Origin of the sequence: Hydrogenophaga sp. BPS33 (assembly GCF_009859475.1) — a bacterium.
Lineage (GTDB): Bacteria > Pseudomonadota > Gammaproteobacteria > Burkholderiales > Burkholderiaceae_C > Hydrogenophaga.
This window is the reverse complement of record NZ_CP044549.1, coordinates 1,659,398-1,684,915: the sequence shown is the minus strand read 5'-3', so window position 1 is coordinate 1,684,915 and position 25,518 is coordinate 1,659,398. Positions and strand designations below refer to the sequence as shown.

General features: G+C 59.7%; 23 protein-coding genes. 12 read left to right on the top strand and 11 right to left on the bottom strand.

Features of this window, described 5'->3' with window-relative positions; genetic code table 11:
• Nucleotides 1-6: 6 nt before the first annotated feature.
• The 3 genes from F9K07_RS07955 to F9K07_RS07945 form a co-directional block, all read right to left on the bottom strand.
• Complete coding sequence (locus F9K07_RS07955; RefSeq protein WP_159591133.1) at nucleotides 7-1,218, bottom strand: CaiB/BaiF CoA transferase family protein; 1,212 nt, start codon at nucleotides 1,216-1,218, stop codon at nucleotides 7-9.
• Nucleotides 1,219-2,097 (bottom strand): cyclase family protein, encoded by an 879-nt coding sequence (locus F9K07_RS07950; protein ID WP_159591130.1) that lies wholly within the window; start codon nucleotides 2,095-2,097, stop codon nucleotides 1,219-1,221.
• 399 nt (nucleotides 2,098-2,496) lie between these two features.
• Nucleotides 2,497-4,122 carry a HipA domain-containing protein gene (locus F9K07_RS07945; RefSeq protein WP_159591127.1) on the bottom strand — a complete coding sequence of 542 codons (1,626 nt, stop codon included), beginning with the start codon at nucleotides 4,120-4,122 and terminating at the stop codon, nucleotides 2,497-2,499.
• A gap of 1,581 nt (nucleotides 4,123-5,703) precedes the next feature.
• On the opposite strand from F9K07_RS07945, the gene gapS1 reads away from it, so the two are divergent.
• The 5 genes from gapS1 (at nucleotide 5,704) to F9K07_RS07920 (ending at nucleotide 12,972) form a co-directional block, all read left to right on the top strand.
• Nucleotides 5,704-7,311: a GapS1 family protein gene (gapS1, locus tag F9K07_RS07940; RefSeq protein WP_159591124.1), complete on the top strand. Its 1,608-nt coding sequence runs from the start codon at nucleotides 5,704-5,706 to the stop codon at nucleotides 7,309-7,311.
• Nucleotides 7,312-7,535: 224 nt separating this feature from the next.
• Nucleotides 7,536-8,345 carry an endonuclease NucS domain-containing protein gene (locus tag F9K07_RS07935; protein WP_159591121.1) on the top strand — a complete coding sequence of 270 codons (810 nt, stop codon included), beginning with the start codon at nucleotides 7,536-7,538 and terminating at the stop codon, nucleotides 8,343-8,345.
• A gap of 75 nt (nucleotides 8,346-8,420) precedes the next feature.
• Nucleotides 8,421-9,128 carry an Abi-alpha family protein gene (locus F9K07_RS07930; protein ID WP_159591118.1) on the top strand — a complete coding sequence of 236 codons (708 nt, stop codon included), beginning with the start codon at nucleotides 8,421-8,423 and terminating at the stop codon, nucleotides 9,126-9,128.
• A 351-nt stretch (nucleotides 9,129-9,479) separates the two neighbouring features.
• Complete coding sequence (locus tag F9K07_RS07925; protein ID WP_159591115.1) at nucleotides 9,480-11,474, top strand: ATP-binding protein; 1,995 nt, start codon at nucleotides 9,480-9,482, stop codon at nucleotides 11,472-11,474.
• Nucleotides 11,475-11,718: 244 nt separating this feature from the next.
• Complete coding sequence (locus tag F9K07_RS07920; RefSeq protein ID WP_159591112.1) at nucleotides 11,719-12,972, top strand: Shedu immune nuclease family protein; 1,254 nt, start codon at nucleotides 11,719-11,721, stop codon at nucleotides 12,970-12,972.
• A gap of 296 nt (nucleotides 12,973-13,268) precedes the next feature.
• On the opposite strand, the gene F9K07_RS07915 is transcribed toward F9K07_RS07920, so the two are convergent.
• Nucleotides 13,269-13,727 (bottom strand): hypothetical protein, encoded by a 459-nt coding sequence (locus tag F9K07_RS07915; protein WP_159591109.1) that lies wholly within the window; start codon nucleotides 13,725-13,727, stop codon nucleotides 13,269-13,271.
• Nucleotides 13,728-13,852: 125 nt separating this feature from the next.
• Nucleotides 13,853-14,185, bottom strand: coding sequence for a helix-turn-helix domain-containing protein (locus F9K07_RS07910; RefSeq protein WP_159591106.1), 333 nt, complete (start codon nucleotides 14,183-14,185; stop codon nucleotides 13,853-13,855).
• Nucleotides 14,186-14,268: 83 nt separating this feature from the next.
• Here F9K07_RS07910 and F9K07_RS07905 point away from each other — a divergent pair, with 83 nt between their 5' ends.
• Genes F9K07_RS07905 through F9K07_RS07890 form a run of 4 tightly spaced genes read left to right on the top strand, consistent with a single transcriptional unit; the run spans nucleotide 14,269 to nucleotide 16,744 of the window.
• Complete coding sequence (locus F9K07_RS07905; protein WP_159591103.1) at nucleotides 14,269-15,186, top strand: HrgA protein; 918 nt, start codon at nucleotides 14,269-14,271, stop codon at nucleotides 15,184-15,186.
• A 34-nt stretch (nucleotides 15,187-15,220) separates the two neighbouring features.
• Nucleotides 15,221-15,565 (top strand): hypothetical protein, encoded by a 345-nt coding sequence (locus tag F9K07_RS07900; protein WP_201451534.1) that lies wholly within the window; start codon nucleotides 15,221-15,223, stop codon nucleotides 15,563-15,565.
• Nucleotides 15,562-16,230, top strand: a complete 669-nt coding sequence (locus F9K07_RS07895) for an NUDIX hydrolase (RefSeq protein ID WP_159591100.1) — start codon at nucleotides 15,562-15,564, stop codon at nucleotides 16,228-16,230. Before F9K07_RS07900 ends, F9K07_RS07895 begins: the two co-directional genes overlap by 4 nt.
• Nucleotides 16,231-16,276: 46 nt before the next feature.
• Entirely contained in the window at nucleotides 16,277-16,744 is a 468-nt protein-coding gene (locus F9K07_RS07890; protein ID WP_159591098.1) for a helix-turn-helix domain-containing protein, read from the top strand.
• Nucleotides 16,745-16,780: 36 nt separating this feature from the next.
• On the opposite strand, the gene F9K07_RS07885 is transcribed toward F9K07_RS07890, so the two are convergent.
• Entirely contained in the window at nucleotides 16,781-17,728 is a 948-nt protein-coding gene (locus F9K07_RS07885; RefSeq protein WP_236581830.1) for a hypothetical protein, read from the bottom strand.
• Nucleotides 17,729-18,137: 409 nt separating this feature from the next.
• Here F9K07_RS07885 and F9K07_RS07880 point away from each other — a divergent pair, with 409 nt between their 5' ends.
• Entirely contained in the window at nucleotides 18,138-18,437 is a 300-nt protein-coding gene (locus F9K07_RS07880; RefSeq protein WP_328794029.1) for a helix-turn-helix domain-containing protein, read from the top strand.
• A gap of 17 nt (nucleotides 18,438-18,454) precedes the next feature.
• On the opposite strand, the gene F9K07_RS07875 is transcribed toward F9K07_RS07880, so the two are convergent.
• Genes F9K07_RS07875 through F9K07_RS32065 form a run of 3 tightly spaced genes read right to left on the bottom strand, consistent with a single transcriptional unit; the run spans nucleotide 18,455 to nucleotide 20,993 of the window.
• The gene (locus F9K07_RS07875; RefSeq protein ID WP_159591089.1) at nucleotides 18,455-20,221 is read right to left on the bottom strand and encodes a recombinase family protein; all 1,767 of its coding nucleotides are present in this window, start codon (nucleotides 20,219-20,221) and stop codon (nucleotides 18,455-18,457) included.
• Complete coding sequence (locus tag F9K07_RS07870) at nucleotides 20,221-20,601, bottom strand: DUF2924 domain-containing protein (protein ID WP_159591086.1); 381 nt, start codon at nucleotides 20,599-20,601, stop codon at nucleotides 20,221-20,223. Before F9K07_RS07870 ends, F9K07_RS07875 begins: the two co-directional genes overlap by 1 nt.
• Entirely contained in the window at nucleotides 20,598-20,993 is a 396-nt protein-coding gene (locus F9K07_RS32065; protein ID WP_159591083.1) for a DUF3489 domain-containing protein, read from the bottom strand. Before F9K07_RS32065 ends, F9K07_RS07870 begins: the two co-directional genes overlap by 4 nt.
• A 429-nt stretch (nucleotides 20,994-21,422) precedes the next feature.
• Between F9K07_RS32065 and F9K07_RS07860 the strand changes: the two genes are divergently transcribed.
• Nucleotides 21,423-21,677 carry an integrase core domain-containing protein gene (locus F9K07_RS07860; protein ID WP_159591080.1) on the top strand — a complete coding sequence of 85 codons (255 nt, stop codon included), beginning with the start codon at nucleotides 21,423-21,425 and terminating at the stop codon, nucleotides 21,675-21,677.
• Nucleotides 21,678-21,844: 167 nt separating this feature from the next.
• Entirely contained in the window at nucleotides 21,845-22,804 is a 960-nt protein-coding gene (locus tag F9K07_RS07855) for a LysR substrate-binding domain-containing protein (protein WP_159591077.1), read from the top strand.
• Between the two features lie 951 nt (nucleotides 22,805-23,755).
• Here the strand turns inward: F9K07_RS07855 and F9K07_RS07850 are convergent.
• Together F9K07_RS07850 and F9K07_RS07845 are read right to left on the bottom strand one after the other, a co-directional pair.
• Nucleotides 23,756-24,430 (bottom strand): TetR/AcrR family transcriptional regulator, encoded by a 675-nt coding sequence (locus F9K07_RS07850; RefSeq protein ID WP_159591074.1) that lies wholly within the window; start codon nucleotides 24,428-24,430, stop codon nucleotides 23,756-23,758.
• Between the two features lie 60 nt (nucleotides 24,431-24,490).
• Nucleotides 24,491-25,465, bottom strand: coding sequence for an NAD(P)H-dependent flavin oxidoreductase (locus F9K07_RS07845; protein ID WP_159591071.1), 975 nt, complete (start codon nucleotides 25,463-25,465; stop codon nucleotides 24,491-24,493).
• Nucleotides 25,466-25,518: the final 53 nt, after the last annotated feature.

Sequence of the window (25,518 nt, the reverse complement as noted above, 5' to 3'; positions counted from 1 at the left end):
GGGCAATCATTTAGCGGCGGCGCAGACGCCACCGGGCAGGGTCCAACGTTCGATCTCGGCATCGCTATAGCCACAGCCGCGCAGAATGTCTGCGCCGTGCTCACCCAGGTTGGGCGGCAACCGCGTGATGTCGGCGGGCGAGGCGCTCAGCTGCATCGGGCTGCGGGGCATGCGCATCGCGCCCTCGGTCGGGTGTTCGCGAATCTGCCAGAAGTCCACGCTGTCGAGGTGCGGGTCGTTGGGCAGGTCTTCGAGGCGGTTCACCACCGAGAACGGAATGTCTTCGGCCGACAACAGCTGCAACCATTCGGCATTGGTCTTGGTGCCGACCTGGCGCTCAATTTCGGCCCACACCAGCTGCACGTTTTTCTGCCGCTCGGCGAAAGTGGCAAAGCGTGGGTCCTCCATGACCTGTGCCGCACCTGCCAACTCGAAAAATCGTCGCCAGTGCGAGTCGGAGTAAGGCAGCAGGGCCAAATAGCCGTCCTGCGTTTTGTAGGGTCGGCGCGCGGCAGAACTCACCGGCTCATACCCCATCGGACCGAGTGGCGGCTCGAAGGTGTGACCCCATTGGTGCTCCATCATGTTGAATGCGGCCATGGTCTCGAACATCGGCACGTCAACCTGCTGTCCCTCACCGGTGCCTGCGCGATGCATCAGCGCGGCCATGATGGCGTACGCCGCGTGCAATCCGCTGATCTTGTCGGCCACGATGGTGGGAATGAAACGCGGCTGGCCACTGACCACGGTCTGCAACATGGCCAGCCCGGAGGCGGCCTGGATAATGTCGTCATAAGCCGGCCTTCCAGCATATAGGCCATCGTTGCCGTAACCCGTGACGTGGCAATAGACCAGGGACGGAAATTTGTCGGCCAAAGCGGCGTAGTCCAGTCCCAGTCGCGTCGCGGCGGGGCTGCGCATTGAGTGGATCAGCACGTCGGTTTGCGCCAGCAGGCGTTGGAGGATCTCCATGCCCTCCGCACGCTTGAGGTCGACCACGATGCTGCGCTTGTTGCGGTTGCTGGTGAGGAAGAACGAACCCATTCGCGCGGAGCGGCGCGGGCCGATGTGGCGTGTGAGGTCGCCCTCCGGGGGCTCCAGCTTGATCACCTCGGCACCCATGTCACCCAGGTACTGCCCGGCAAGCGGACCGAAGATCATGGAGGCGATCTCCAGAACGCGGATGCCTTCAAGAGGACGTTTTTTGGCCTGGGACATTCAGAGCACCGCCACTGGAGACAAAGGACTGCCCGTCGCGCCCACAATGGGCAGCGCGCTGGCCACGAACAGGAACTCGGAACGGCCAGCGGCCACCAGTGGGTCGAGCATCAGACCTTCGAGCAATGGAATTCCGTAGTCACGGATCAGCCGCTGGTGCACCGGAAAGACCTTGCCACTCGGGAAGGGCAGCACCTCGACGGCGAAATTGTCGGCGCCCACGATGGCCACATCGCGGCGCGCCAGCCACAGGCCGGCTTCCTCGTCGATGCCGGGTTCGGTATCGAATGACACCCTTTCAACGCCCTGCTGAGACTCCAGCCACCCCGTGCGCAACAGCACGGCGTCCCCCTTGCCAGGGTCCACGCCGGCCTGTTGAGCCGCCGCCTGCAGGTCGGCCACGCCGATGGACTCGCCCGGGTCCAGAACACGGCCTTTGAGACGCACGAGATCGAGCATCAGACCCCGTGTCACGATGGGCGGCATCTTCTCGACGCCCAGGCGCTGCGCGCGCGTGGTGCTTCGGATGGAGTCGCCGAGATAGCCGTTGTAGAGCGTGTCGTCATACCAGGCGTGGCACAGCGCATCGACATGGGTACCTATGTGCAGCGGCATCACCACCGTGTCTTCCGCGAATTGAAAGCCGCCCGGGCGGCGACTACTGGCAACCGCGTAGTCGCCACCATCGCGGCCCATAAAGTGCTGCATTCCGCAGCGGTGCGACGGAACCGGCGTTTTAGGTGAGAGAAGTTGAGCCAGACGCAGCACCTCACCGGTCCGTACCAGCGTGGTGGCATGCCGGACTTGCTCCGGACCGATGTGGTTGACTGCCCCGCGCTCGTCATCGGGGCCCCAACGGTGCCATGCTTCCTGGCTCATGCGCGTTCCTTCGATGCGGGCAAACGGCTCCCTTTGGATGGCAGCGCGACGGGGACAGGGACAATGATCGAAGGCATAGTGACGCTCCAGAGAAATGGGCGAGAGTGACGAAGCTCTAGCACCCTCGAATGATACCAATAAGTAGGATGAACTTCCTTTATGGTATTTTTCCAATACCGAAAGGTATGTAGGTATAAACCCTTCCCAACCTGCCGTCACGCGTGTCGTTCGGCGCAACAGGATGGACGGAGTGCCGCAGCACACTGCGCGAGCAAATGTTCATCCGCGAAACCTTTGCGCATGCAGGCATGGCTCGCAACACGGTGAAGAAGTATCTGGGAGCGGGGTGACGAAGAACCCCGGCACGCCGAGCGCGCCACTTCCCACAAGCTCGTCCCCCTACGCTGAAAAACTCTCAATCCGAGAAATGTCTGTCGAAAAAAACTCAACCTCCTCGACACTCATTCCGATACGGGAATCCTCCGCGATCGCCTTCCAGCCCTTGAGCACCTTCAGCTGATCGCGCAAGTAGGTCAGCGCATCCGCGCGATGAATGCCAAAGGCCGCAGAGGCCTCCAAAAGCGCTTGGACCTCACCGTCACGGGACACCACCTCAGCACCCACGCGCGGCCGAATGCCATAGGCCGGGGCCAGACGCCAGTGCTTCTTCTCCACGAACAGAAAGTCAATCTTCTCCAAGTGGCTGCACGGCACGTTGATCAGCAGGCAGAACATCAAGCGGCGCCAGAGCTTGAGCGCATCTGCCTCAAAATCCTTGCAGTGGTGCCGCATGGCCTCGAGCAGGTCGAGATAGGTCACTTCGTCGTTTTCTTCCGCGAGCAAGAAACCTCGGGCTCCCACGCAGTGCTTGCGCCCGCCATCCTCGACTCGATCAAAGCGCGGTGACACCAGAACGGGTGCGCCCTGGACGTCTTCCAACCTCGCGTCCACCACGTCGATGCCGGCGGCCTTGGCCAGTTGCATCCCGAGCATCTCGACCTTGGCGAGGGAATAGCGGTCATGGATGCTGGGAAACTTGGCAATGGCGAGCCGCCCATCTTCTTGTGTCCACGAGCAGTGGGGTTGTGAACCGCCCAAGGAGGTGGCACACCTCAAAAGCATCAGCAGCTGCTCTTCATCCTCGCACCCCTCCTCGAAGGCTTTGATCGCCGCGCTCACCACGCCAAGCTGTGAGAGGCCCGGCAACTGAATCTTCTTGGCGAGCAAAGCAAGGGAGGACCAGGAGGCCGACCGAACGCGCAAGGCACCTTTTCGGCAGGCGTCCAGGTGAATGACGAGTTCTTCCAAAGGGCTGAACGCGTCCGACGACCGACGCTCGAGCAGGCCCCGCGCATGGGCTTTCTCGATTACGCGCAGGCCAAAGCCGCGCGGCAACGTGTCGGCCAAGGCACCGAAGACATGGCAGCCTCCCGGGCGCGCAGACTTGCGCCAGTGAGGTGCGAGCGTGCTGCTCAGTTCCGGAGAGACAGAGAAAAAGTTCTCATGTGCCAACCAGCTCCGCACGTGCCGAAAAGAAGAAACCATCGCCTTGCCGGAATTGTGGATGCGCAGTTCGCCCACCGGCAATCCCTGCTTGCCAAGCGTTACCGCCAGAGGCTCTTCGGGACAGTCCCGCGGCCACACCGCGGGAAACAGCAGTTGAGCCTCCGGGGGCAAAGGACGCAAATCGGTGGCGTCAGGGCTGCACGCTTCCATGCTCGCGGCCGGGGTCGACCTCGCCTTTGCTGTTGGACCGTCCCACCTGGCCTGCTCAAGAGCGGCATGGTCTTCTTGAAAACTGCTGTCGAGATCTTCGAAGACTCCCAAGACCACCAGGCAATTCACAAGGGAGCGCGTGGCAACGCCTGGGTCGCCTTGCTCGATGCGATGGACCGTGCTGACGGAAACGCCCACCTGGCCGGAAAACTCGCCACAGCTCCAGCCGCGCAGCCGCCTGGCCTTCGCGATGCGGGCGCCGATCTGCTTGAGTGCGCGAGGAGCGATGAAATCTTTGAGAGGGTGCATGAGGATGCTCCGTTGTTTGAGTCCCTCAATTGAACTATCACGACTCCTCAACCCCTTCCTCACCATCCCAATTTCAGATGAAAAATCAGCCCTCTTCGCACAGCAAGTCAGACACAGACCCTTCCCTTTCTTGAACCGCACACGCCGCAGCCGTTCCACGAACACGCAGCGACATCGACGTATTAGAGCAATTAGAGCAGGCGATTTTTGGCGCGTAGCCTCAACGCAACACATCACCTTCCAAGGCTGCTAAACATCGATGCGGTCCCGCAGGAGTGACCACGGGAGAACCGCGAAGCCGCATGCCGAAGGGGCTGCCTCATTTTTGAGGCATGCGCTGCTTGGCCGATCCGCAAGTCGTTCAGATCTGAAAGCCGGCGCTGCCATCCCCCGTTCAGATCTGACATGCCACGCGGCCGCTGTCCTGGCGCAGATTCGATCCAGGTGCGGGCTCTCGCAGCAAGTTCATGTCAGATCTGAACCTTGACACCCGGTGATGTCAGATCTGACATCGGTCCCGCATCTGCCCGAGGAGATCGCCATCGCCGGCTTTCAGATCTGAACGATTGCGGGAATACGAGCGTGGCCTTGGGGATTCGGCAGACTCACGTCCACGACGCGCCCACCACACCAACAGCCCATACGGCGTGAACTGGGCGGACGCCCATGGCAACGACAGGCCCAGGCAGGAAGGCGCAACGAGGCGCCCAGGCGGCATTTGTCGGAGGGATGGAGGCCGCCCCACAGGCGAGCCGATCTAACGTGCCTGAAGGCCGCTGTGCACGCCCTGAACAGGCCTGGGTTCCACGCCTGCATCCCTTCCTTGTGCACCTCATTCTCAAGTTGCCGCAACAAAAAAGTTTTGATGCATGCCACGCGCCGTCAAGGGGTACGGCGATTCGTCGGACTCCCGGGCCGCATGCCCACCAGGCGTCAACCTGGCCCGGAGTCACCTGCACACTCGTTGCCCCAATTTCGTTTTTGCGCGCGCCCACGCGCACGCGCACCCTTTTTTATATGTACCGGCAAAAAACCTCATGTTTACGCTCACTAACATTGGTTTTTCACATCTGAGAGGGGTTAGCCAAAACCTAGGTCCACCGCCAGCAAGTCTGGAGCCTCTGCTTTGCAGGGGCTTTTTTTCGTGCGCAATGCCCCGTTTCATGCGGGCTCCGGAGCCATCCGTTTCTCTCTATGGAGATTCTCAGGCGACTTTCTCTCGGATTCAGGCCAAGTTCTCTCACTGTTTCTCTTTCCGACCGCACTTCGGCGAGACGCCGAACCCTTTGGTCGCGCGGCTTCGCAGCCGCTGTTGGTGCCTCAGAATTTGCCCTAGAAGTCGGCTTGGCAGCGAATGCCGTCCTTCGCTCATCGCGGGCGAACTGTCGCTATTGGTTGCAGAGCGGTCGCTCATTTGCTTAACCCGTTGGTCAGCCGCTTGCTAGACTTTGATTTGGTTGAATCAGACTTTCGGGGCTTTGTGCGACTCGACAGCCAGCGCCGAGCGGCCACAATCGCATCGATCTTGTTTTCCGCGCCTTAGCCTAGGCCGCTCGCGGCGCCATCTCGCGAAACCTGCCTGTGGTCACCCCTCCCTCCAAATCCACCCTCCCCGTCTTCGCCGCCCCTCTGTATGCGCGCATGGTGCAGTCCGCGGCACCGGTGCGCCGCCCCGGCATCGAGAAGGTCTACGGCGAGGTCATCAATGTGGTTCGCCGGCACGGTGCGCATGCCGTGGTGAAGGTGGCGCTTGCCGAGCTGTGGAAGGAACACGGCAACCACCTAGAGATGGTCAAGAGCATGCCGTGGCTGCACTTGCTTGTGGTCAAGTGGGCGCTCCAGGACAAGCGCGTGCCTTTGGCATTCGCGCCTCAGGACCAGTCCTACACTATCCGGCAGCACCTCGCCCTAATGCAGAAGCTGTGGGACACCAGCCAGCAAGACAGAGAGACATACGCGGCCGCGGGCGGCCTATGGCGACTGATGCGGCGCATCATGTACGTGCAGTTCGACTTTCAGCGGCGTCCCAGCTGGAGCTTCCTGCGCTGGCCGGCACTGATCGCTCGACTGCCGAAAAATCACCGCGCGCGCGACCTGTTTGTGCAAGCGATGGGGATGCAGCCAGAGCGGTATGCGGACCTAGCGATGGCCGTTTTCTCGTTCCTGCAGGACCAGGAGCGCTTTCTGGAGACGAACGTGCTCGCGCCACTCTCGCCTCACTACGGCGCAGACCTAGACACGTTTCTCCGGCTGTTCGCCCGCAACATGGGCGAGTTGCGCGATGAGCTGCAGGCCGAAGCGGCAAAGCGCACACGCGGCATGGCCGAACTCAACGAGTTCCCCTACCTGCAGCGTTTCCCTCTTCTGCGCTTGCAGGACGGGCGCTTTCAGCTGTGGCACCCGGTGGTGTTCACGCGCGGGCTCGAAAACGCGGTGCATCTTCGCCTGAACGCATTGGGACAGGACTACCCGGACACGTACAGCAAGGTGTTCGAGAGCTACGTCACCGAGTTGGCCATGAACGCCTGTCCGCAGGGCATTACCGAAGCGGCCTACCGCGCGCAGTGCGGCCAGCTGGGGAATGCGGTCGAGGTGGCCATTCCCTTCGGTAGCTGCAACGTCTTCATCGAAGCGAAGCTGAGTCATTTCCACGACGACGTCATTCTTGAAGACGACCCCAATCTGTTGCGCGACAAGATCAAGCGCGTGCGCAAAGCCATCCAGCAGGGCCTGCAGGTGGCGCACAGCGTGCGCCAGCCGGATAGCACGCTTCACCCGGGCTTCGCGGGGGCAGAGAAAGATTTCCTCATGGTGATCACCAGCCGGGACCTGTTGCTGGTCAGCGGAGAGGGCACGCAGAAGCTCATGCCGGACATCCCCCTTTTCTCCAGCGACACGCCCGGCGCCGAGCGCATGCCGCTCAACCAGATCTTCGTGGTGGACATCACCGACTACGAACGGATCATGTGCGCCGTAGCCGAAGGCAAAGTCCATCTGGCCGAGCTGTTGCAACGCGCTGCCATCGCCAACCAGAACGCCGTCGACGGGCGCCTGGAGTTGAGCCAGCACATTGACTGGAAAGGGGCCGAGCGCCCGGACATTCCCGTCGTCTCTGCCGCCGCCACCGATGCGCGACACCGCCTCATCGCGAACTTGGGCGGCAATCCGGACGAACTTCTCGAGACCTGAGGCCAGCACTTTCGACACCCGTGCGCGCTTGCCACTTCGCGCGATAAGCTGGAGTCCATTGCGGCCGTAGTGGTCCGATGTCATTTGGTTGGAGTACTTTCAAGACGCCGTTCCCGGCAAGGCTCGCGACATTGACGCAGACATTATCTGCAGGGTTTTTCGGATAGCCTTAGGCGTCATCGATCGAATTTCTGAACTGCCAATCTATCTAAGGTGACTCCTACATGGGAAGCAGGATCTACGAGAAGTCTGCAAAGGCACTCATCAAAGACATGGTCGAGGCCTGGGAGCTGAAGCCAGGACAGGTTTTCACGACGTCGAGGGCGCTGGAGTGGTTCGCACAAAATTACCCGCTGCTTAAGCCAAGAGGAATCTTCGCTAACCTGATCCTGTGCTCCACAAACGACAAGAACCGATTGCATCACCCCTCTATGAGCGAGGAGGATGACCTGCTCTTCAAGGTTGGACCAGGCCAGTTCCGTCTGTATGAGTCTGGCAAGGACCCGGCTCCCATTCACGAGATGGTAGAGGGTGATGTCGCGCTTCAGGAGGCGGCTAGCACCGCCGCCGATCTGGCGGACGGTGACGAGGAGGCTTCTGAACTATCCTCTGGCGCAACCCAGTTTCTGCTTGAGAAGGACCTGCAGAACTACCTCGCGAAGAACCTGGAGGTGATCGAAGCAGGGTTGAAACTCTACGAGAACGAGGATCTCAAGGTGATTGAGGCCGACGCCGGAAATGGTCGACGAATCGACATCCTTGCCCAGGACGCTAAAGGCGCCATCGTGGTGATCGAGCTCAAAGTCTCCCGCGGCTACGATCGGGTTGTCGGGCAGCTTCTGCGCTACATGAACTGGGTTCGCCTAGAGCTCGCAGAACAGGGGCAACGGGTGCGCGGCATCATCGTCTGTCGCACGATGTCAGAAGACATCCGACTGGCCTGTGCCTCCATCAAGGATGTCGAGCTCTTCGAATACAAGCTCTCGGTGGCGGTATCAAAGGTGCAGGGTATCGACCTGCCGGCTGCTTCCTAGGGCGCCTGTGTTGACCGTTACGGCCAATGCTGGTGGGTTTTGTGGAAAGAGTTCCTTGAATAGCGGTGAGGGTTCATGACTGACGAATGGGCGAAAGCGACCCAGGAGGTTGCGAAAGCTTCCGGAAAAGCTGTCGATGCCGGGCGAGGACTCGGCAGCTTCATCGGCGAGTTCATTCGGCAGCCGCTCACCGAGCAGGCGGGCATCTGGACGGACAACCTGCGCTATCGTCGTTGGTCCAACCAGATGGCCCTCAAGAGGAAGGCAGAGGCGAAGCTGGCGGAACTGGGATACGACGTTCCGCTGAGCGACCCGCCAATGTCTGTCTTGGTGCCTCTGCTGGAAGCTGCTTCGCTAGCAGAAGACGAAGGACTTCAAGAGCGTTGGGTGAACCTGCTCCTAAACTTCAGCAACGCCGCGAGTGGCGTAAAAGTTCAGCGACCGTTCGTGTCTGTACTAGCAGAGCTCGAACCATTGGACGCCCATGCCTTGCAGGTCATCTACTCCGTAGATCAAGCGCGCGAAGGTGGCAAGGCGATCCGAACCGCGAAACTGCCCATGGCAGTAACGTTCGAGCCTATCCCGGACGGCACCAAGCACCCCACTTCACACCCGGAGCCCTCAGATGAGGTGATGGTGGCCTTGGGAAACCTGGCTCGCTTGGGGCTCATTGGATCTGCGTCAGCCTGGGGCGGCGTAGGAGCGCTTTCCGTAGTGGACCAAACTCCTTTCGGCCGCGAATTCGTTCGTGCCTGCACTCTTCAGAAGGCGGTCGCAAGTTAGCGAATTGCTGTGCGAAGACAGCCCTGCTCCTCGTCGTTTTCGATCGTCATCAGCAGCTAGTGACGGGCAGCTCTTGACGGGATCAGTCGTTCAGTCGAAAAGCTGAGCGGCCGCAGGCAGTCTATGCCGTCGTCCAGTCGCCAACCGGATCGCCGGGAAAGAAGTGATGCCCACGCCACTACCGCCATAGAGATGCCGCGCCATGCGTTCGATGCAGTCTCCCGTCGCCAGGCATTCTTACCCGGAGGATCAAGAGTCGGCTTTCGTCGTCGCAACACTCGAGGCTACTAAACTGCATGCTGAACTCGCCCGCACCTTGCGCGGGCAAGACGAACAAACAAGAGACTTAGCATGGCGACTCGACAAATCTCAGGAAAGACAGAGATCAATGGGGAGGGGATCAAGAAGCATTTTCGAACCACCGATCCGTGGCGCGCGATCTCTGAGCTGGCTTGGAATGGCTTCGATGCTAAGGCGCCCAACGTCGAAGTGATTGTTGACGAGGGCCCGATGGGCGGCGCGACCCGATTGGATGTCTCCGATGATGGGGAAGGTATCGAGCTCGAAACGCACGCCGAAACGTTTGGCCGGTTCAACGACTCCAGTAAGAAGGAGGACGCAACTACGCATGGCTCGCATGGTCGTGGCCGACTGTCTTTCCATAGACTCGCCGAGCGGGCCATCTGGTGGACGAATGCCGCCGGGTCGGGGCCCGCTCGAATCGAAGTGAACGGCGCGACGCTCACAAACTATGAGGGCCGTTCAGTGGAGCCGTCGGCATTGCCGAAAGGGTTGGATTTGGGCAAGACCGGCACGACCGTGGAGCTGCCCAACCTACATGCCCCGCTGCCTACGACCGCGGAACTTCGCAAGCTGCTGTCCATCGAGTTCGGTTGGTTCCTTGCGCTCAACCCCGCGAAGAGGCTCCGCCTCAATGGAGCTGAGGTGGCGGTACCGTCGCACGACCTCACGTCGCGCAAGCTCTCCATCGATGGCCATGACTTCGAGGTGTCGGTCCTTCGCTGGGATCTAAAACCAGGCTCTGAGAAGTCTTACGTCTACCTCTTGAACTCGTCGGGCAAGACGGTTGATAAGAAGCTGAGCACGTTCAACCACAAGGGAAACTTCCACACCAGCATCTACGTCGGCTCAAAGTGGGTAGACGACTTCATGCCGAGCGGAGGTGACTTAGCTAGCCCGGACGCGACAGGCTTCGAGTCAGAGACATGGCGAAAGGTGGCGCGCGAACTCAACAAGATCACCAAGTCCGTGTATGAGGACTTCCTGCGCAAGCAGTTCGATCGAGAGATTGAAGGTTACGTCGCCGACGGCGTCTTTCCGACGTACGCCGGCCTACCGGAAGACTACAAGAAGTGGCGGTTTGAAAACACCAAGAGCATCCTGCGCGCAATCTACACGGCCGATCCGACGACATTGAAGTCGCTCAAAAAAAGCCAGAAAAAGATTTTTGTACGACTCCTCGACAAACTGGCGGTCTCCAACGAGAACGACGCGATCTTCGAGGTGCTCAACAGCGTGTTGGAGCTCGACGACGTCTCGACTAAGTTATTCGCAAAGCAGCTCCAGAGTGTGTCGCTGCAAAGCATAGTGTCGGCGATCGAAGTTCTCCGCCGAAGGCACGAGGTAGCCGACAAGCTGCGGACGCTGATGAACGACCACTATTTGGAGACGCTTGAAACGCCGGACTTGCAGGGCATCATCGAGGCCAACACTTGGCTTTTCGGTAGCTCTTACGAGACGCTTGGAGCCGAGGAGGATACGTTCACCAAGATCGCCAAGTCGCTTCGCGACGCGGTCAAGGGGATCGACGACATCACCTTGGACGACTTGGGCACGGATGAATCCACAACCATCGACGGCGCTAGAAAGCAGCCGGATTTGTTCCTCGCCCGCAAAGTTTCACACCACGACTCGATGGGCCGCAAGATTTATCGATGTATCGTGGTGGAGATCAAGCGGCCAAGCATCGCGCTCAATTACAAACACCTTCAGCAGCTCGATGGCTACGCGCAGCTCATCAAAAAGCACCCGGAGTTTGGCAGCAGCGATGCGATGCACTTCGAGCTCATTCTGATCGGGCGCAAGATATCCGAGACGGATACAGAGATTCGCAGCCGCATGCAGGGCCAAGTCGCCAAGGGATTTCCTGGCTTGGTCAGCGACGACGCACGCATGAAGCGCTTCGTGCTCAACTGGTATACGTTGCTTGACAATTTCCTGCTGACCAACCAAACCATGATCGACGCACTTAAATTGAAGCGCGACTCGCTCGCTGGCTCGCCGCGGCTGGAGCTAATCGCCGACATGCAAAAAAAGGCAGCCTAGCGGCGCGAGGCACATACCGCAAGGAGACTCGCTGTCGCACAGAGTCAATCCCTAAGCACTGCTACCGGATGCGATTTGGACACTCAATATTTGGTATCGACATCTGCAGCCGTTCATCCCGTAGCAAGACTGTCTGCAACCCAGCTGACCTTCCCCCGGAAAACTCCGACAGGTCAAAACTCCAAGCGCGATTGCTTCCCATGGGCTGCTAGATGCGGAGAAACCCCTTTTTCTAGGATTGCCTATGACCAAGCCTGCTGTCGAATTTGAAATATTCGATGACGAGTTCCGCCTTGTCTACCGGCCACGCGATGACACCAGTTGGGTTCGCGAAAGGTTCCAGCGCGGCGAAGAGCTGCTGGTGAAGGGCACGTTCCACCTCACGTCGCAGGATCTCGTCGAGAACTCTGCAGAAGATGCGGCCAGCGATGACGATGACATCTTGTGGGCAGAAGACGATCGATTGGTGTTTGCCATCGCGACGGCAGAAGGCGAGTACTTCCGGTTCAAGCCGGAGGTTCTAGGTTTTGAGACACCTGTCCTGCTTCATCGGGATGCGCAACCTGACTGGAAATGGTTCAGCGCAGAGCGCAAGGTGTCCATCCTCGGCGTTGTCCAGGGCCTCGGCCTTGAGCGCATCGTCATCGGCGGGCCAGACCCAGATGCCATCCCGATCGCTGAATATGAACGACTGCTGAACCAGTTCCCGACGCCATACGAATTACGCCGCTATGTCCAGGCACGCGTCGACACCGTGGTTCGCCAATACACCGAGCCAGCAGTCGACGCGGAAGCGCTGCTAAATGCCTATGTCGACAAACGCACTGCCGCGACCGCTCCGAATTTGGAGGAATCCTTTCGCAAGTTCGACGTCGCCAAATACGCCTTTGCTCTGGACCGGCTGCAGGCCATGCTGACCAATGAGGCCGGGACGTCGGAGGCGCAGTGGCAATTGGAGATTGTGGAGATCATCCTGCTGCTGAATCCTAGGTACATCAAGGCCTTCACAGAGGTCAGGCTTTTCGACGCCGACGCCTCCACCTGGCGGCGCATCGACATCCTCTTGGTCGATGCGTCCGGCAACGTCGACGTCATCGAGATCAAGAAGCCGATGGGCAAGCCCATCATGCTGCCGGCGCGCTACCGCGACCACCACCTGCCAATGCGAGACTTGGTCGGCGCGATGGGTCAGGTCACGCATTACCTGAGGCATCTAAGCCGGTGGGGAGGGAAAGGTGAGGACTACTTGACCGAGCTACTAAATTCCGACCTGCCAGCGGGTTTCAAGATCAGGATCATCAATCCCTCAGGCATTGTGATCATGGGGCGCAGTAACACGCTGTCAGAGGCGCAGAGACGCGAGTTCGAAGTGCTGCGCCGCGATTCCAAAGGGATCGTTGACATCATCACCTACGACGACCTACTGGCTCGGCTTCAGGCAGTACTCGATCAATTGCGCAGCGGCCCGGCCCTTAGCGCTGCACCAGCGGGACCATAGGCCGAATGGCCCGACTTGGACGCGACGGCCCCTGCAACATGTCATTGGTCAAAGCTGTGCAGCTGACATCAACCTTGTCGATACTCGTGTGATCGCTTTGCGGGTCACAGTTGCCGCTCAACAGCTGCGAATGCACGCCCCTTGCAGTCTGAAGTGGTCTTGGGATTCGAAATCCACTCTGCAGGGGCGCGCTGTCCCATACCTATGTGGCTCCTTCGCCTGCTCTCGGTAAGCAGCAGCGTCGTACATCTGCGAAACAGTCACCCAATATTCGACATGGGCTTCGCCAGAAGACGTTAGGTGACTGCTTCATGTGCACGGGCGTCGACCTCGTACGGCGCATCGGTGTAGCCGAACTCCACAATTTGCTGAAGGTACTTGGGCAAGTAGGTAGCGATGGACCCCGCCCGTTCGTATTGGTGAACGTGACGGCACTCGTGCGAGAGTAGGCGCGCAGAGTTGTGACCATTGCATATGTAGATGCCGTAGCCGAGAGTTAGACCGATCATGTTTGGACCAAGTAGGCCAGTTGCCAATGCGGCTTGGCGAAGCATTGGATCGGCCGGCAGCGGAAGATGCGTAACGAATACCAGGCGAATCTTTTCTGGATTGGCAACGCCGACTTGCATAGCGAGCGCCAAGTCCTCCTCCGGAAGGGCCTTGCCAGAGAGAAGTATCTCGGATTCCCGCTCCTCTGCCCAAGCTATCGCCTTCGGCGTGAGGAGTGGCAGAACGGCGGCGAGGTCGAAGTTCATACGAAGAGCCCGAGCATGTGGAGGTGGAGTGGGCCTAACGTTGCGCTCACCTGCGGAGCACTGCAGCTTCGGCGATCAGTACGAAGCGGGCACCTGTGAAAGGAAAGGCACTTGATAGATTCCTCTCATCCCATCTCGGAGCTGAACTCCGCAGCCAGCGCCAGCACCTTGTTCTTGCGACGCGCGTCCAGACTTCCGTACTGAATCAAGAAGTCCGCCAGCCGGTCGTCGTCGCAATAGAAGTACGCCACCGGCACCTCGAGCACTTTGGCCAAGTTCAGCGCGGTCGCAAATGGCGGCTCATGCACACCGGTCTCGTACCTGCTCATGCGCGCGCTGCTTGAACCTTCGTCCAACCCGATGCTCACCCCAAGCTGGTCCTGAGGGATTCCCGCTCGTCTGCGCGCAGCGCGCAAGCGCCGCCCGAAGAGCGAGGAAGGATCCGACAACCGAGGCATTCATCGATATTCGTAGAATGCCTTTTTTATTGCTCTACGATATTCGTAGAATAAGGTGATCTACATCGATCGCCTTTTCACGCGTGCTCAACCTCAAAGTCCTCTCTCTCCGAGATGCCGTCCTCCAGTTCCTGCAATCCCACCCTGGCCAGGAGTTCAAGTCCCGCGAGCTGGCCGACGGGTTGAAGCTGGCCTTTCCCGTTCGCTTCGCGGAAAAGGACCCAGCGCAGATCGCCGCCGAGATCGGTGCGGGCGGACCTCAGTGGCTGGTGAAATACCCTTCATTGCATCGCTCAGAGGAAGCGCCGCGGCGCTATTGGTGGTCGTCGGAAGCTTCTTCCATCGAGTTGGCCGATCCCATCCCCGTGCCTCCAGTTGTGGAAGCCCCGGCTCAAAGTGAGCACGCGCTCTACCCACTGCTTGCCACTTTCCTCATTTCCCGGCACCGCAAGATTTTCCCCAAGCGCATCGACGAGAAGAAGTCGTCGAACACCCAAGGCAAGGAAGGCAACAAGTGGCTGCACCCTGACATGGTGGGCTTGGAAGAACTGGCCTCGGGATGGAGCTACGAGATGAAGACCCTGAGCGCCAAGTCCGGCGCTCCGCAAGCCAAGCTGTGGTCCTTTGAGGTGAAGGTCGACGTGCCGCGCGGCAAGGTCCGTGAGTACTATTTCCAGGCGGTCTCGAACTCCAGCTGGGCCAACTACGGCTACCTGGTGGCGGTCAACATCAAGGACGATGCGATGACCGAGCTTCGCTTGCTCAACGAGCTGCACGGCATCGGCGTCATCCGTCTCAATCCCGACAACCCGGCCGATGACAGCGCGATCGAGATTCCGGCCCGTGAGCGCCTGGAGGTGGACTGGGGAACCTGCAATCGAATCGCCACCGAGAACAAGGATTTTCTGCGGTTCATCCAGCTCACGGCGCATTTCTACGACACCAAAGCGACCAGCCCCAAAGAGTGGGACATCCCACTAGATATTGCCGCACAGGTATGACATGGTTGGACAAACAGAGATGGGGAAATGAGCAATGTGGTTGGTGACCCCTGTAGGATTTTTCAGCGTGGTGCGCAAGCCCACCGATATCAAAAAGAAGACGTTGACTGTGCGAGCACGGGTGCGCGCGGACTTGGAAGCTCTGAAAGTCCAGTTCCTGCCTGAGCTGAGTGCGATTCAAGAGAGCACGACGAACGACTACCGGTTTCGAGCTGTGGCTCCGCAAGTCGCGGTAGCCGAGGCCATGTCGCGCCTTGTCGAAGATCTGGACTACGACAATTTCAAAAACGAAGTGGCCGAGCGCCAGGGTCGAGCGCGGGCAGATCTGTACCACGACGTCTGGTCGGTGCTGTACAAGCTGCAGCGGCCACAGCAATGACCAGCGCGCTTAAGACTGGGCACCTTCCACCAGGCGCGAGCATCCATCCTCAACCGGGTGATGCCGGCGAGGCGGTCATCATCCGGCGGCCCAGCAAGGCAACACCACTTGAGGCTTGGAGCGATGCCACGGCCACAGGTGCCATCTTGCCCGGCGGACAGATGCCTTCGGCGCTAAAGGGCGTTGTGTTTGCGCCTTGGGTAGATGCGCCAACAAGCGCTGAAGGCTGGGAGGAAATGGCTCAAACGTCGCTCGCCGAAGACCCACCCTTCAATCCTCCCAAGGGCTTCGCGCCCGCTGCTGGGGTGGTCATCCGGGAGCCCGATGGCCGCTTCTGGTTGGTAGGCCCGACGAACCAATTCGGCGGATACGAAGTGACGTTTCCCAAAGGCCGCCCCGATGGGAAAAGTCTGCAGGCCGCAGCGCTCGTAGAAGCATATGAAGAATCCGGCCTTCGCGTGCGGCTGCTCAAACATCTTCTGGATATTCAACGCAGCCAGACCTACACCCGCTACTACTTGGCAGAGCGGCTGGGCGGTACGCCTGCAGCCATGGGTTGGGAGAGTCAGTGCGTGCTGCTCGTTCCCGTTTCTCAAATGGCATCGCTGCGCCTGGCGGCCGCGGACAAGTTGGTATTGGAGACTGCGCTTTCAGCGGCAAATTGAAACGTCGGCTTTTCGTTCGATATCGTCTGGCCGTAGTATGTGGGCCATGAAAACCTTTGCCGACTCCCTTAAAAAAGAGATTGCCCGCGTCGCTCGCAAAGAGCTAAAAGGTGAACTCGACGCGTTGCGCAAGACGTGCACGGCTCAGCGCAGCGACATCGCCAGCCTCAAGCGCGAGCTTCGCGCGCTACAAGGGCGCTTGTTCCGTGCCGAGCGCGTGACCCACAAGACCGCTGCCGTCGTGATGCCACCGGCGCCCGCCCCGACGGCGCCTGCTGCACGCTCGCCCGTAGGTTCGCTCGGTTCGTTCAATCACGAAGCTTTCGCAGAGTTTCGCAAGGGTCTTGGCATCACGCAAAGCGAAATGGGCCGTCTCGTTGAAGCTTCGACCTTGTCGGTTTGGAAATGGGAGACAGGCAAGGCTCAGCCGAGGGCTGGTGCCCTTCTGAGAATTCAGTCGGCTATGAAGCTGGGCAAGCGCGCGGCCATAGCCAAAGCTCAAGCAACAATCTGATCCTCGTCGGAGGCGATGACCAAGTTCGGGCTTGAGCTATCGGTATTTGTCTGCGAGTCTGTTGCCCACGTTCACCTGTTGCTCAACGCAGAGCGATTGATTCTTGTAGTACGTCCAGACCGTTTCGGATCCTCGACCGTCTTCCTTGATCACTTCAACTTTTTCCAGCCTTCCCGCAGCGTCTTTGAACTCGCTCGTGCGCAAGCCCTGAAAGCCGTTGAGTTCGCTGAGCTTGTGCGCCGGCCCCCGGGTTTCGAAGCACTCGCTGTGCGAGCGGTTTGCAGAGAACCACACGGTGGACGGATCTGGTGTCGGAAGGACTGACTTGAGCGACAAGCGCGCAAGTTCGAGCGCATTCCCATTTTTGTAGACCGCGGCGATCTGGTACATCCGATTCGTGGCGAGGGTGAGGTGTTCGTCGTTCAATGGAAATGCGAGTTCGTTGTCCGACGTAAGACGCCAGTGGTCGTTGTTCTTGCGCTCTTCGTAGATCTCACGGGCTATGTGGTGGGCGATGGCAACACCAGAGTTTTCCTCGCCACGCACAAAGAAGTGGGAGCTGTCGCGATAGGTGACGACCATGGATCCAGTCTTGACATCAACCATCACGGACAACGCGCCGTAGAGGTAATTTGCCCTGGCCACGTATCCGACCGGCTTGTACTTAACGCCATTGGCTTGATAGTTCACGGTTCCCCAAACCTGGTACAAGGCGCCGCCACTTTCAATGGTCATCGGATCAGCACTTTGCAGCGGCATCTTCGGGTTGTTCAAAAGATCGACTCCGTCCAAAGGCTGTAGATCGAACGGCAGCGTTTTAGCAACCTGAAGGAAACGCTGTAGCAGATTGCTGTCTGAACTCAGCGCCTCGGCAAACGAGTTTCCAAGCGGAAGTGGCGTCGCATTCCCTTCCTCTGTGAGACGCCCGTGGCAAGTCTTCATGCACTCCAACGCTTCGGCGCGCTCCTTGGCCTCTGGAGACACCTTTGCTGGTTCTGGCGGCGGCTGGGCAGGCGCCGACGCCTGAGCTACGGGCTGTGTGCCCTCCGCAGCCGGCGTTGTTGACCGGCTCTCGCCTTCGCACCCTGCGAGTACCGCTAGAGCGAAGCCGCACCACACGGCCCAGAGGGCACGTTTGACCAGCCCATGGGCCAACCCCCACCTGATTGCGGGGGTCAAATACTTGGAAAACAAGATCCCCCGAGCGTTCGGAACGTTGGCCCTCACGGGCCGATGGGTTGCGGTGTGGCCATCAAGGCCGCGTGTACATGCTGCAAGTCGGTATGTCATGGGTTGCTCCGTTGCGATGAGTAAAACGCCAAATACTAAGTAATCCTTAGTGTAAAGCGTACGAGATAACAAGACGATCCCCGGCTAGTTCTGTTTGGGGTACGTGTTGTCGGTTTTTGCGAAGAGGCTTAAAGCTGCCCGGTTAGCAGCCAAGATTTCTCAAGAGCGCCTCGGCGTCTTGGCTGGAATAGATGAGATGTCTGCGAGCGCCAGGATGAACCAGTACGAGCGCGGGAAACATGCGCCCGACTACACGATGGTCCACCGCCTTTCGACGGTGCTCGACGTCCCTGAGGCCTATTTCTATGCCGCAGCAGACGACGAGGCAACGCTCTTGTTGAAGTTCCACCGGTTGACGGCACCGCAACGCGCCGTAGCTCTGGCGTTGCTCTCCGAGTTGTAGTCATTGCATTCGCGCCTTCACTGAACTGCGCCGGCCGCGGAGCCGGCGACCACGCTGGCCCCCATACCCAGCATGTTGCGTTGCTCCGCCCAGTCCATCGGGAACGGCACTGACGTGATCAGTTGCGTGGCGTTGAGCTCAATGGGGTGATCGCCCCGCTCAATCGCCTGCACGATGTCCGGCGCCAGCAAGGCCACGTTGATCACCCGGCTGACATAACGCGCGCTGAGCTTCTCCTGCTCGGCGAGGGCCTCGATCGACTGACCGCCAAAGGTCAGTTTCTTCAGCAAGGTCCGCCCCTTGGCCATCAAGGCCACCAGCCCTGGATCGGGCTCGCGTTGTTGAAGCTGGGCGGGACTGCCATCGCTGATGACCAACCGCACGGCCATGCCGCAGCGTTTGCGCTCGGTCTGGACTTCGATGGTGGCCTCGCCCTGCCCTGCCCCAGCCTCTTGCAATCCACAGCCAATCAGGTCTAGCGTGATGCGAACGCATTTCGGCGCCACCTCGATTCGATTGACGCAGGACCTCAGCGCAAACGTGCGTTCTGACTTTTTCGATACTGCCTCTGCCACGTTGGCGCCCTTCTGCAACGCGAGACAGAGCCGCCTGGCCCGTTTCAGCAGATGGGCCGCATGCTGGGCATCGCCCCACCCCACCGTATCCAGCACCTGCTTGTCGTTGCCCGCCCAGTTCAGAATGGCTTTGGTGATCACCTGTTCGATCTCCTCCGCTGGCAGACGGATCGGGTCTCCCGGGTCATCGGCTGGAGTGACGTAGTAGCGGTAGCGCTTCTTGCCCTTGGTGGTGTGAGATGGGATCAGCCGACGTCCTGTTTCATCGAACACCTTGCCGCTGAGCGGGCTCGGGTTCTGGGCGTGAGACTGGGTCTTGTGTCCCTGCCGGTTCGATTCCAGGCGCTTTTGCACCGCGGTCCAGAGTTCGAGATTGATAATGGCGGTATGTTGCCCAGGGTGGTTCTCGCCCTTGTGGTGGACCATGCCTGCATAGATCGGGTTGCTGAGGATGCGGTGCAGGTGGCCGCGGCTAAACGCCTTGTTGCCGCCAAAGCCGATGCGCTTGTTCTCCCGCTCTGGGGTGAGCCAGCCTTTGGCGTGAACGGCCTCGCTCAACCGACGAATGCAGTTGAGTTTGAGGTACATCGCATAGATCTCCCGGACGCGGGTGGCATAGGGCTCTTCCGGCTCCAAGGTGCGGCCGTTGGCGCAGTAGCCCACCGAGGGAACCCCGCCCATCCACATGCCCTTGCGTTTCGATGCCGCGATCTTGTCGCGGATCCGCTCACCTGTGACTTCGCGCTCGAACTGCGCAAAGGACAGCAGGACGTTCAAGGTCAACCGCCCCATGGATGTGGTGGTGTTGAACTGCTGGGTGACCGAGACGAAGGACACTCCCATGGCGTCGAAAAGCTCCACCAGCTTGGCGAAGTCGGCCAGAGACCGGGTCAGGCGGTCCACCTTGTACACCACGATCACCTTGACCAGGCCGGCCTCGATGTCGGCAATCAGGCGCTTGAGGGCGGGACGCGCGACGTTGCCGCCGGAGAAGCCGCCATCGTCGTAGGCGGTGGGGATAGGGGTCCATCCCAGGCTCTTCTGGCTCAAGACAAAAGCTTCGCAAGCCTCGCGCTGCGCGTGCAGCGAATTGAAGTCCTGCTCCAGGCCTTCCTCGGAGGACTTGCGGGTGTAGATCGCACAGGCCACGGAGGGCGCGGCGTGGGAAACAGAAGACGCGGATGACGCTGAGGATGCCTTAGTCGCCATCAGCGTTTGACTCCGAAGAACGCAGGGCCGGACCAGGGGGTACCGGTGATGGTGCGGGCAATACGGCTCAGGCTTTTATAGGTTTCTCCAGCGTATTCAAACCCTTCGGGTATGACCCGAACTTCATGCGTCGCGCCTCGCCATTCGCGCAGCAGGCGGGTGCCCGGAAGGAGTGGAGGAGCGGTGTGAACAGTAGCAACAGGTTCGGGATTCGAGGGCGACGGTTTGATTCCGTTGGCCTCACACTGCGCATGCCAGGCCAACACGCCGCGCATCAACCCGATGCTCACGCGCGCTGGCGGCTCGCACTTGAACAAGCCTTGCCAGAGCGCGACGAGAAACTCGCGATCGGCAGACTCCAATGATTCCAGCGCGTTCATGGGGCCGACGTCCCCATGATGCGATAGATGCGCACACCCTCTTCCACGAGGCATCGCACGTCCAGTCCCAGGCGTTTGCGCAGAGATCCGCTGATGGCGCCGCGTACCGTGTGGGGTTTCCAACCGGTGAGCGCGGTAAGTTGGGCCATCGACGCTCCAGACGCGGCGCTCAGTAGGGATATCAGCTGGGATTGCTTGCTTTGGGCCGGGGCCGGCGCGGAAGATTTGACTGCCGCGGCGGCTCGCTTCCGTGCCGGAGCCGAAGCAGTTTTGGCCGGTGCCACCGACGCCGAAGGTTTAGACGTTTTACGTGCGACCGGCTTGGCAGGAGCCGGGCGGCGTTTAACGAGAACTGATTTGATTTTGGCTGAACTCGAAGGAGAGCGTTTCATTTGAGACTCCAGTGCCAACACAGCACCGGGGTAGTAACGCTCTACGTTAAAAACCGCTCAAGTCATGTCTGGAGTAACCGTGGTAAATCGTCGTGATTGCAAGAATTGACTTGCAGCGCAACCGAAGTTGACGGTTCGATGTGAATCGAAAAGTAGCGCTCTACTGACCTGCCCGCTGTAGACGTACCAATCAGAAGTGGAAGTCCGGGTACAGGGTCAGACGGACGGGCATTCCGGGTGCTCACGGTGACCGATCAGTGGAGTCGCGAGAGTGTGACTCTAGAGGCCAACTTCCGGCTCACCGGCCGGTGCGTCGGCAAGGACCTGGACGAGGCTGCACTGCAGCGTGGATGACCCAAGGCGATCACCGTAGACAACGGCACGGAATTCACATCCAAGGCACTCGATGAATGGGCCTGGCGCCGAGGCGTGAAGCTCGACTACACACGTCCTGGCAAGCCCACGGACAACGGGCTCATCGAGGCATTCAACGGTCGTTTGCGTGATGAGTTTCTGAACGTCAACGAGTTCATTACGATGCAGGATGCGCGTGAGAAATTGAAGGCTTGGCAGCACGACTACAACCATCACCGTCCGCATGGCTCACTCGGCCACCTGACCCCGAGTGAGTTCGTCAAAAAGAGGTCAGATCAACAGCTGGAAAGCCGCCCAACTCCAGTTTAGAAGCGACCGGATATGGGGGAGATGCCAACAGCTTGCGCGGACCGCTCTACTGATTGTTCAGCGATTTTCGTTCAAACAAACGGACGTTTTCTCTTCCCTCGGAACAAATCTCTGGTGAACGTTGGCATCCTGTCACAATCCGAAAAACAATTAGATACCCGCACATCTTGAAGCTGTCCGACATTGAAAACTTTGAAGCCATCGCGCAGACCGGGAGCATTCGCGCTGCGGCGAAGCTGCGCGGCCTGACATCGCCCGCTTTGACGCAATGCGTGGCCCGGTTGGAGAACGAGCTGCATGTGGCCCTCGTGGTACGCACGACGCGTGGCGCCGTACTCACCGAGTACGGCATCGCCTTTCTTCGCCGGGCCCAACTCATTACTTCAGAGGTGCGCCGAGCCAGCGAGGAAATCGGCCAGATGCTGAGCAGTCAGGGCGGTAGCGTGTCCATCGGCACTTCTGCGACGCCCGCCACGATGCTGTTGCCAGACGTGCTGGCGCAGTTCCGCCGCGACCGACCCGGCGTACAAGTGCAACTCTCCGAGGGGCTGTTTCACGCGCACCTGTCGAGACTGCGCGAAGGCAAGATGGACATCGCCGTTGGGCCGGTGCCCGCCGTGGGTCTCGACTCGGATGTGCTGGTTGAGCCGCTGTTCGAAAACGATCTGATAATTGCGTGCGGGTTGCAGAACCCGCTGCGGGTCGCCACCTCGCTCGCAGATCTGCAGGAGGCGGAATGGATAGGCACCGGCCCGTTCGAACAAGGCCCTGGTGCCGCGATCGCGGACGCGTTCCGCGAGCACGGCCTGCCGGTGCCCCGAATGATGGTTCGGTCGGAGTCCATGGCGGCCATTTACACGTTGCTGATGCGCACCGACCTGATCTGCGCATTGCCTCGCGCCACGATCCAGGGCGAGCCACTGTGCCGGGCTCTCTGCGCCATCCCCGTCGTCGAGATCCTTCCGCACTACACCATTAGCCTGTTTCGGCTCGCTGACTCGCCCCTGCTGCCGGCTGCCAGGCACCTGGCCACGCTGCTGCACCGCCATGCCCACTACGTCACTCAGGCGATGTCAAAGAAGCAGAAACAAAAATTGTTGAATTCCGCCGACTCTGAACTAGGGTGAATGTTCAGTGGAAGACAACAAGCAGCACGACACGTCAATGCTGGCAGTTTCCGCTGACGGAAGCGACGAAGAGCAGCAATAATGCTCGAGAACTAACCTCACCCGTTTGTCGGAGAACAGTTCGTGGAGAAGTGAATGCTACAGACTGCAAGCGCGCTCATCGCAGTACCCGATCGCCCCTCTCTGACACCAGCGCTTAACCCCAGGAAAGGGCAAGGGTGGCGCGGGGAACGGCAACATGAGCACCTGTACCCCGTCAGGGCCAGCCTCGATGATAGGAGGTGCTTCGTTGGCCGTCACGAAGACCAGTAAATGCATCTGCAACGGTTTTCCATTCGCATTCAGTGTGGACGTCCCAGCGCCAACCACGTAGAAGCAGTCGACACCGCCCTCGTCCGCCTGCGGTTGCGCTCGGGTTCCTGGAGGAACTCGCCACATCCACGCGGCAAGTCCCGTGTCGTCAGGGGATGACCTCCTGCTTCGCAAGTTCTTGGGGCGTGCCGGCCACTTCCGCTTGGCCCCCCATGCTGCTTCCGCAGGCCCATGCGCAGCTTTTCGCACCACTTCGGCAAATGCCAGGAACCGATGTCGTGGACGGTTCGCAGCGTGAGGTACCAGAGACCTCCGGGTCCCGCAACGATAGGACCACAGCCGGCTTCCGGAAACGCATAGTGCATGCTCCGGCGCTGACCGCGTGGCGGCCGAGGGCCCCGCCCTGCACACGGGATGAAGCAGAGCCAACGCCGGCATGATACTGGCACACCGCAGGGCCGTGCGGCGCATGGGCTTGGTGGAAGAGGTGTGGTTCATGGCATTGCGACGGCACGCAGCGCAGGTTCCACCAGAGCAGGTTGTTTGCAACGGCTGCGATCGTACGATCGGCTCCGACAGTTGGCACACCGCCAAAGCAAACCATCATGGAAGTGTGATTTTCCTTGCCTTGCTACACGCTCAAAGGCCAGACATACGCTTTCGTCCAGCAGCCGAAACCGGCGCTTTGGGCCCCATCCCATCAAAGAGGATGCCGCAGAAAATGTCAGCGAGGTCTTCGGGTGACTTCTTCTTGGGGTCGAACCATTCGCTGGCCCAGTTCAATGCACCCATTAGAAACATCCGAGCGAGCCCAAGTTGCATATCTTCCCGGATGCCGTTTTCTCGACCCGCTTCCTGAAAGAGAGATTCCCAATAGGCACCGTACTCCGCCCTCGTTGCGGCGTGCTTGCGCCGCATGGCAGGAGGCACTTCTCCCATCAGTCGGCGACTCGCCAGCGCATAGTCACCGTGTGCGATGTTGGATCTCAGATGGGCTGCCATGGCAACCTGGATCCGGTCACGAGAAGTAGCCTCTGCAGGCAGCTGATCGAGCGCACCCTGAACCTCGTTTAACAACCCCTGGATCGAGTGCTCCAGCACCGCGTCGAGCAACGCTTCCTTAGACGCGTAGTGATAGTAGATAGCGCTCGGTTCAATTTTGGCCCGACTGGCGATGTCCCGAATGGACGTTCCCTTGTATCCCTTCTCCCGGAAAAGCTTGGCGGCGATGCCCAGCAAGATTTCCTTCGAGTTTTTGGGACGGGACCGTGCGGTCCTTAGCTTGATGTTGGGTGCTGCGGTTTGCAAACTCATGTCCTGGACAAATGGTTCGATGTGGGCCCGGCAGGAGCATGGTTCCTCGGTCTATCGGCCTCATTCTACGAGCGCGGCATGTTGTCGTTGCATAGCTGTCCGGCACTCGCCGACCATGCGCTCGATTAGCTCGCCACAAGAGGGAATGTCGCGGACAAGGCCGATGGTCTGACTCGCCCATATCAAGCCGGCATTCACGTCGCCGCTTTCGAGTGCGGCACGACCTCGGGCGCCCGTGACCAGATGGTGAATGTCCTTGAACTCGCATCCGCCCGGGCGGCGCTCGATCGCAATGACCTCGTCGGATATGGCATTTTTAAGAACGCGGCCGGAGTTGTGCAGCGTGCGGAAAATGATGTTCGTGTCGCGTTCGCCCGCGGCTACCAAGGCTTCCTTGATGTTTTGGTGGATAGGCGCTTCTTCGGTCACACAGAACCGGGTTCCCATATTGACCCCTTCGCAGCCCAACGCAAGCGCCGCAGCCATGCCACGCCCGTCAGCGATGCCACCCGATGCGATGACGGGAATCTTCAGCGCATCAGCGGCCGCAGCAAAGAGCACCAAACCGCCGATGTCGTCTTCACCGGGATGGCCGGCGCATTCGAAGCCATCAATTGAAACGGCATCGACCCCGTTGCGCTCTGCAGAAAGCGCGTGGCGCACGGCTGTGCATTTGTGAACAATCTTCATTCCGGCAGCTTTCGCCTTCTTGATGAATTCCTTGGGATTGTTGCCGGCGGTCTCCAGGATCTTGACGCCGCTGGCAATGATCACGTCGAGATAGGCTTCGTAAGGCGGAGGATTGGCCGAGGGAAGAATAGTGAGGTTGACGCCAAACGGTTTGTCCGTCATCGAGCGGCAGCGTTCGATCTCTGCGGCAAGCGCTTCCGGCGTGGGTTGTGTCAGTCCGGTGATGACGCCCAAACCCCCGGCATTGGAGACGGCAGAGGCGAGTTCAGCTCGCCCTACCCACATCATGCCCCCCTGAATAATCGGGTAGCGGATGCCAAGCATTTCAGTGATGCGGGTTTTCATTGTTGTCCTTACATGGTTCTGGCGTTTCGCCGGAAAGCAAATCAAGATCGCTG

Excerpts from the sequence above, each read along its gene's own strand:
- F9K07_RS07945 (WP_159591127.1), bottom strand. The coding sequence starts at position 4,122 with ATGCACCCTCTCAAAGATTTCATCGCTCCTCGCGCACTCAAGCAGATC.
- F9K07_RS07875 (WP_159591089.1), bottom strand. The coding sequence starts at position 20,221 with ATGGCGACTAAGGCATCCTCAGCGTCATCCGCGTCTTCTGTTTCCCAC.
- F9K07_RS07900 (WP_201451534.1), top strand. The coding sequence starts at position 15,221 with ATGTGGTTGGTGACCCCTGTAGGATTTTTCAGCGTGGTGCGCAAGCCC.
- F9K07_RS07955 (WP_159591133.1), bottom strand. The coding sequence starts at position 1,218 with ATGTCCCAGGCCAAAAAACGTCCTCTTGAAGGCATCCGCGTTCTGGAG.
- F9K07_RS07870 (WP_159591086.1), bottom strand. The coding sequence starts at position 20,601 with ATGAACGCGCTGGAATCATTGGAGTCTGCCGATCGCGAGTTTCTCGTC.
- F9K07_RS07910 (WP_159591106.1), bottom strand. The coding sequence starts at position 14,185 with ATGCCTCGGTTGTCGGATCCTTCCTCGCTCTTCGGGCGGCGCTTGCGC.
- F9K07_RS07935 (WP_159591121.1), top strand. The coding sequence starts at position 7,536 with ATGGGAAGCAGGATCTACGAGAAGTCTGCAAAGGCACTCATCAAAGAC.
- F9K07_RS07920 (WP_159591112.1), top strand. The coding sequence starts at position 11,719 with ATGACCAAGCCTGCTGTCGAATTTGAAATATTCGATGACGAGTTCCGC.
- F9K07_RS07915 (WP_159591109.1), bottom strand. The coding sequence starts at position 13,727 with ATGAACTTCGACCTCGCCGCCGTTCTGCCACTCCTCACGCCGAAGGCG.
- F9K07_RS07890 (WP_159591098.1), top strand. The coding sequence starts at position 16,277 with ATGAAAACCTTTGCCGACTCCCTTAAAAAAGAGATTGCCCGCGTCGCT.
- F9K07_RS07845 (WP_159591071.1), bottom strand. The coding sequence starts at position 25,465 with ATGAAAACCCGCATCACTGAAATGCTTGGCATCCGCTACCCGATTATT.
- F9K07_RS07895 (WP_159591100.1), top strand. The coding sequence starts at position 15,562 with ATGACCAGCGCGCTTAAGACTGGGCACCTTCCACCAGGCGCGAGCATC.
- F9K07_RS07850 (WP_159591074.1), bottom strand. The coding sequence starts at position 24,430 with ATGAGTTTGCAAACCGCAGCACCCAACATCAAGCTAAGGACCGCACGG.
- F9K07_RS07950 (WP_159591130.1), bottom strand. The coding sequence starts at position 2,097 with ATGAGCCAGGAAGCATGGCACCGTTGGGGCCCCGATGACGAGCGCGGG.
- F9K07_RS07930 (WP_159591118.1), top strand. The coding sequence starts at position 8,421 with ATGACTGACGAATGGGCGAAAGCGACCCAGGAGGTTGCGAAAGCTTCC.
- F9K07_RS07925 (WP_159591115.1), top strand. The coding sequence starts at position 9,480 with ATGGCGACTCGACAAATCTCAGGAAAGACAGAGATCAATGGGGAGGGG.
- F9K07_RS32065 (WP_159591083.1), bottom strand. The coding sequence starts at position 20,993 with ATGAAACGCTCTCCTTCGAGTTCAGCCAAAATCAAATCAGTTCTCGTT.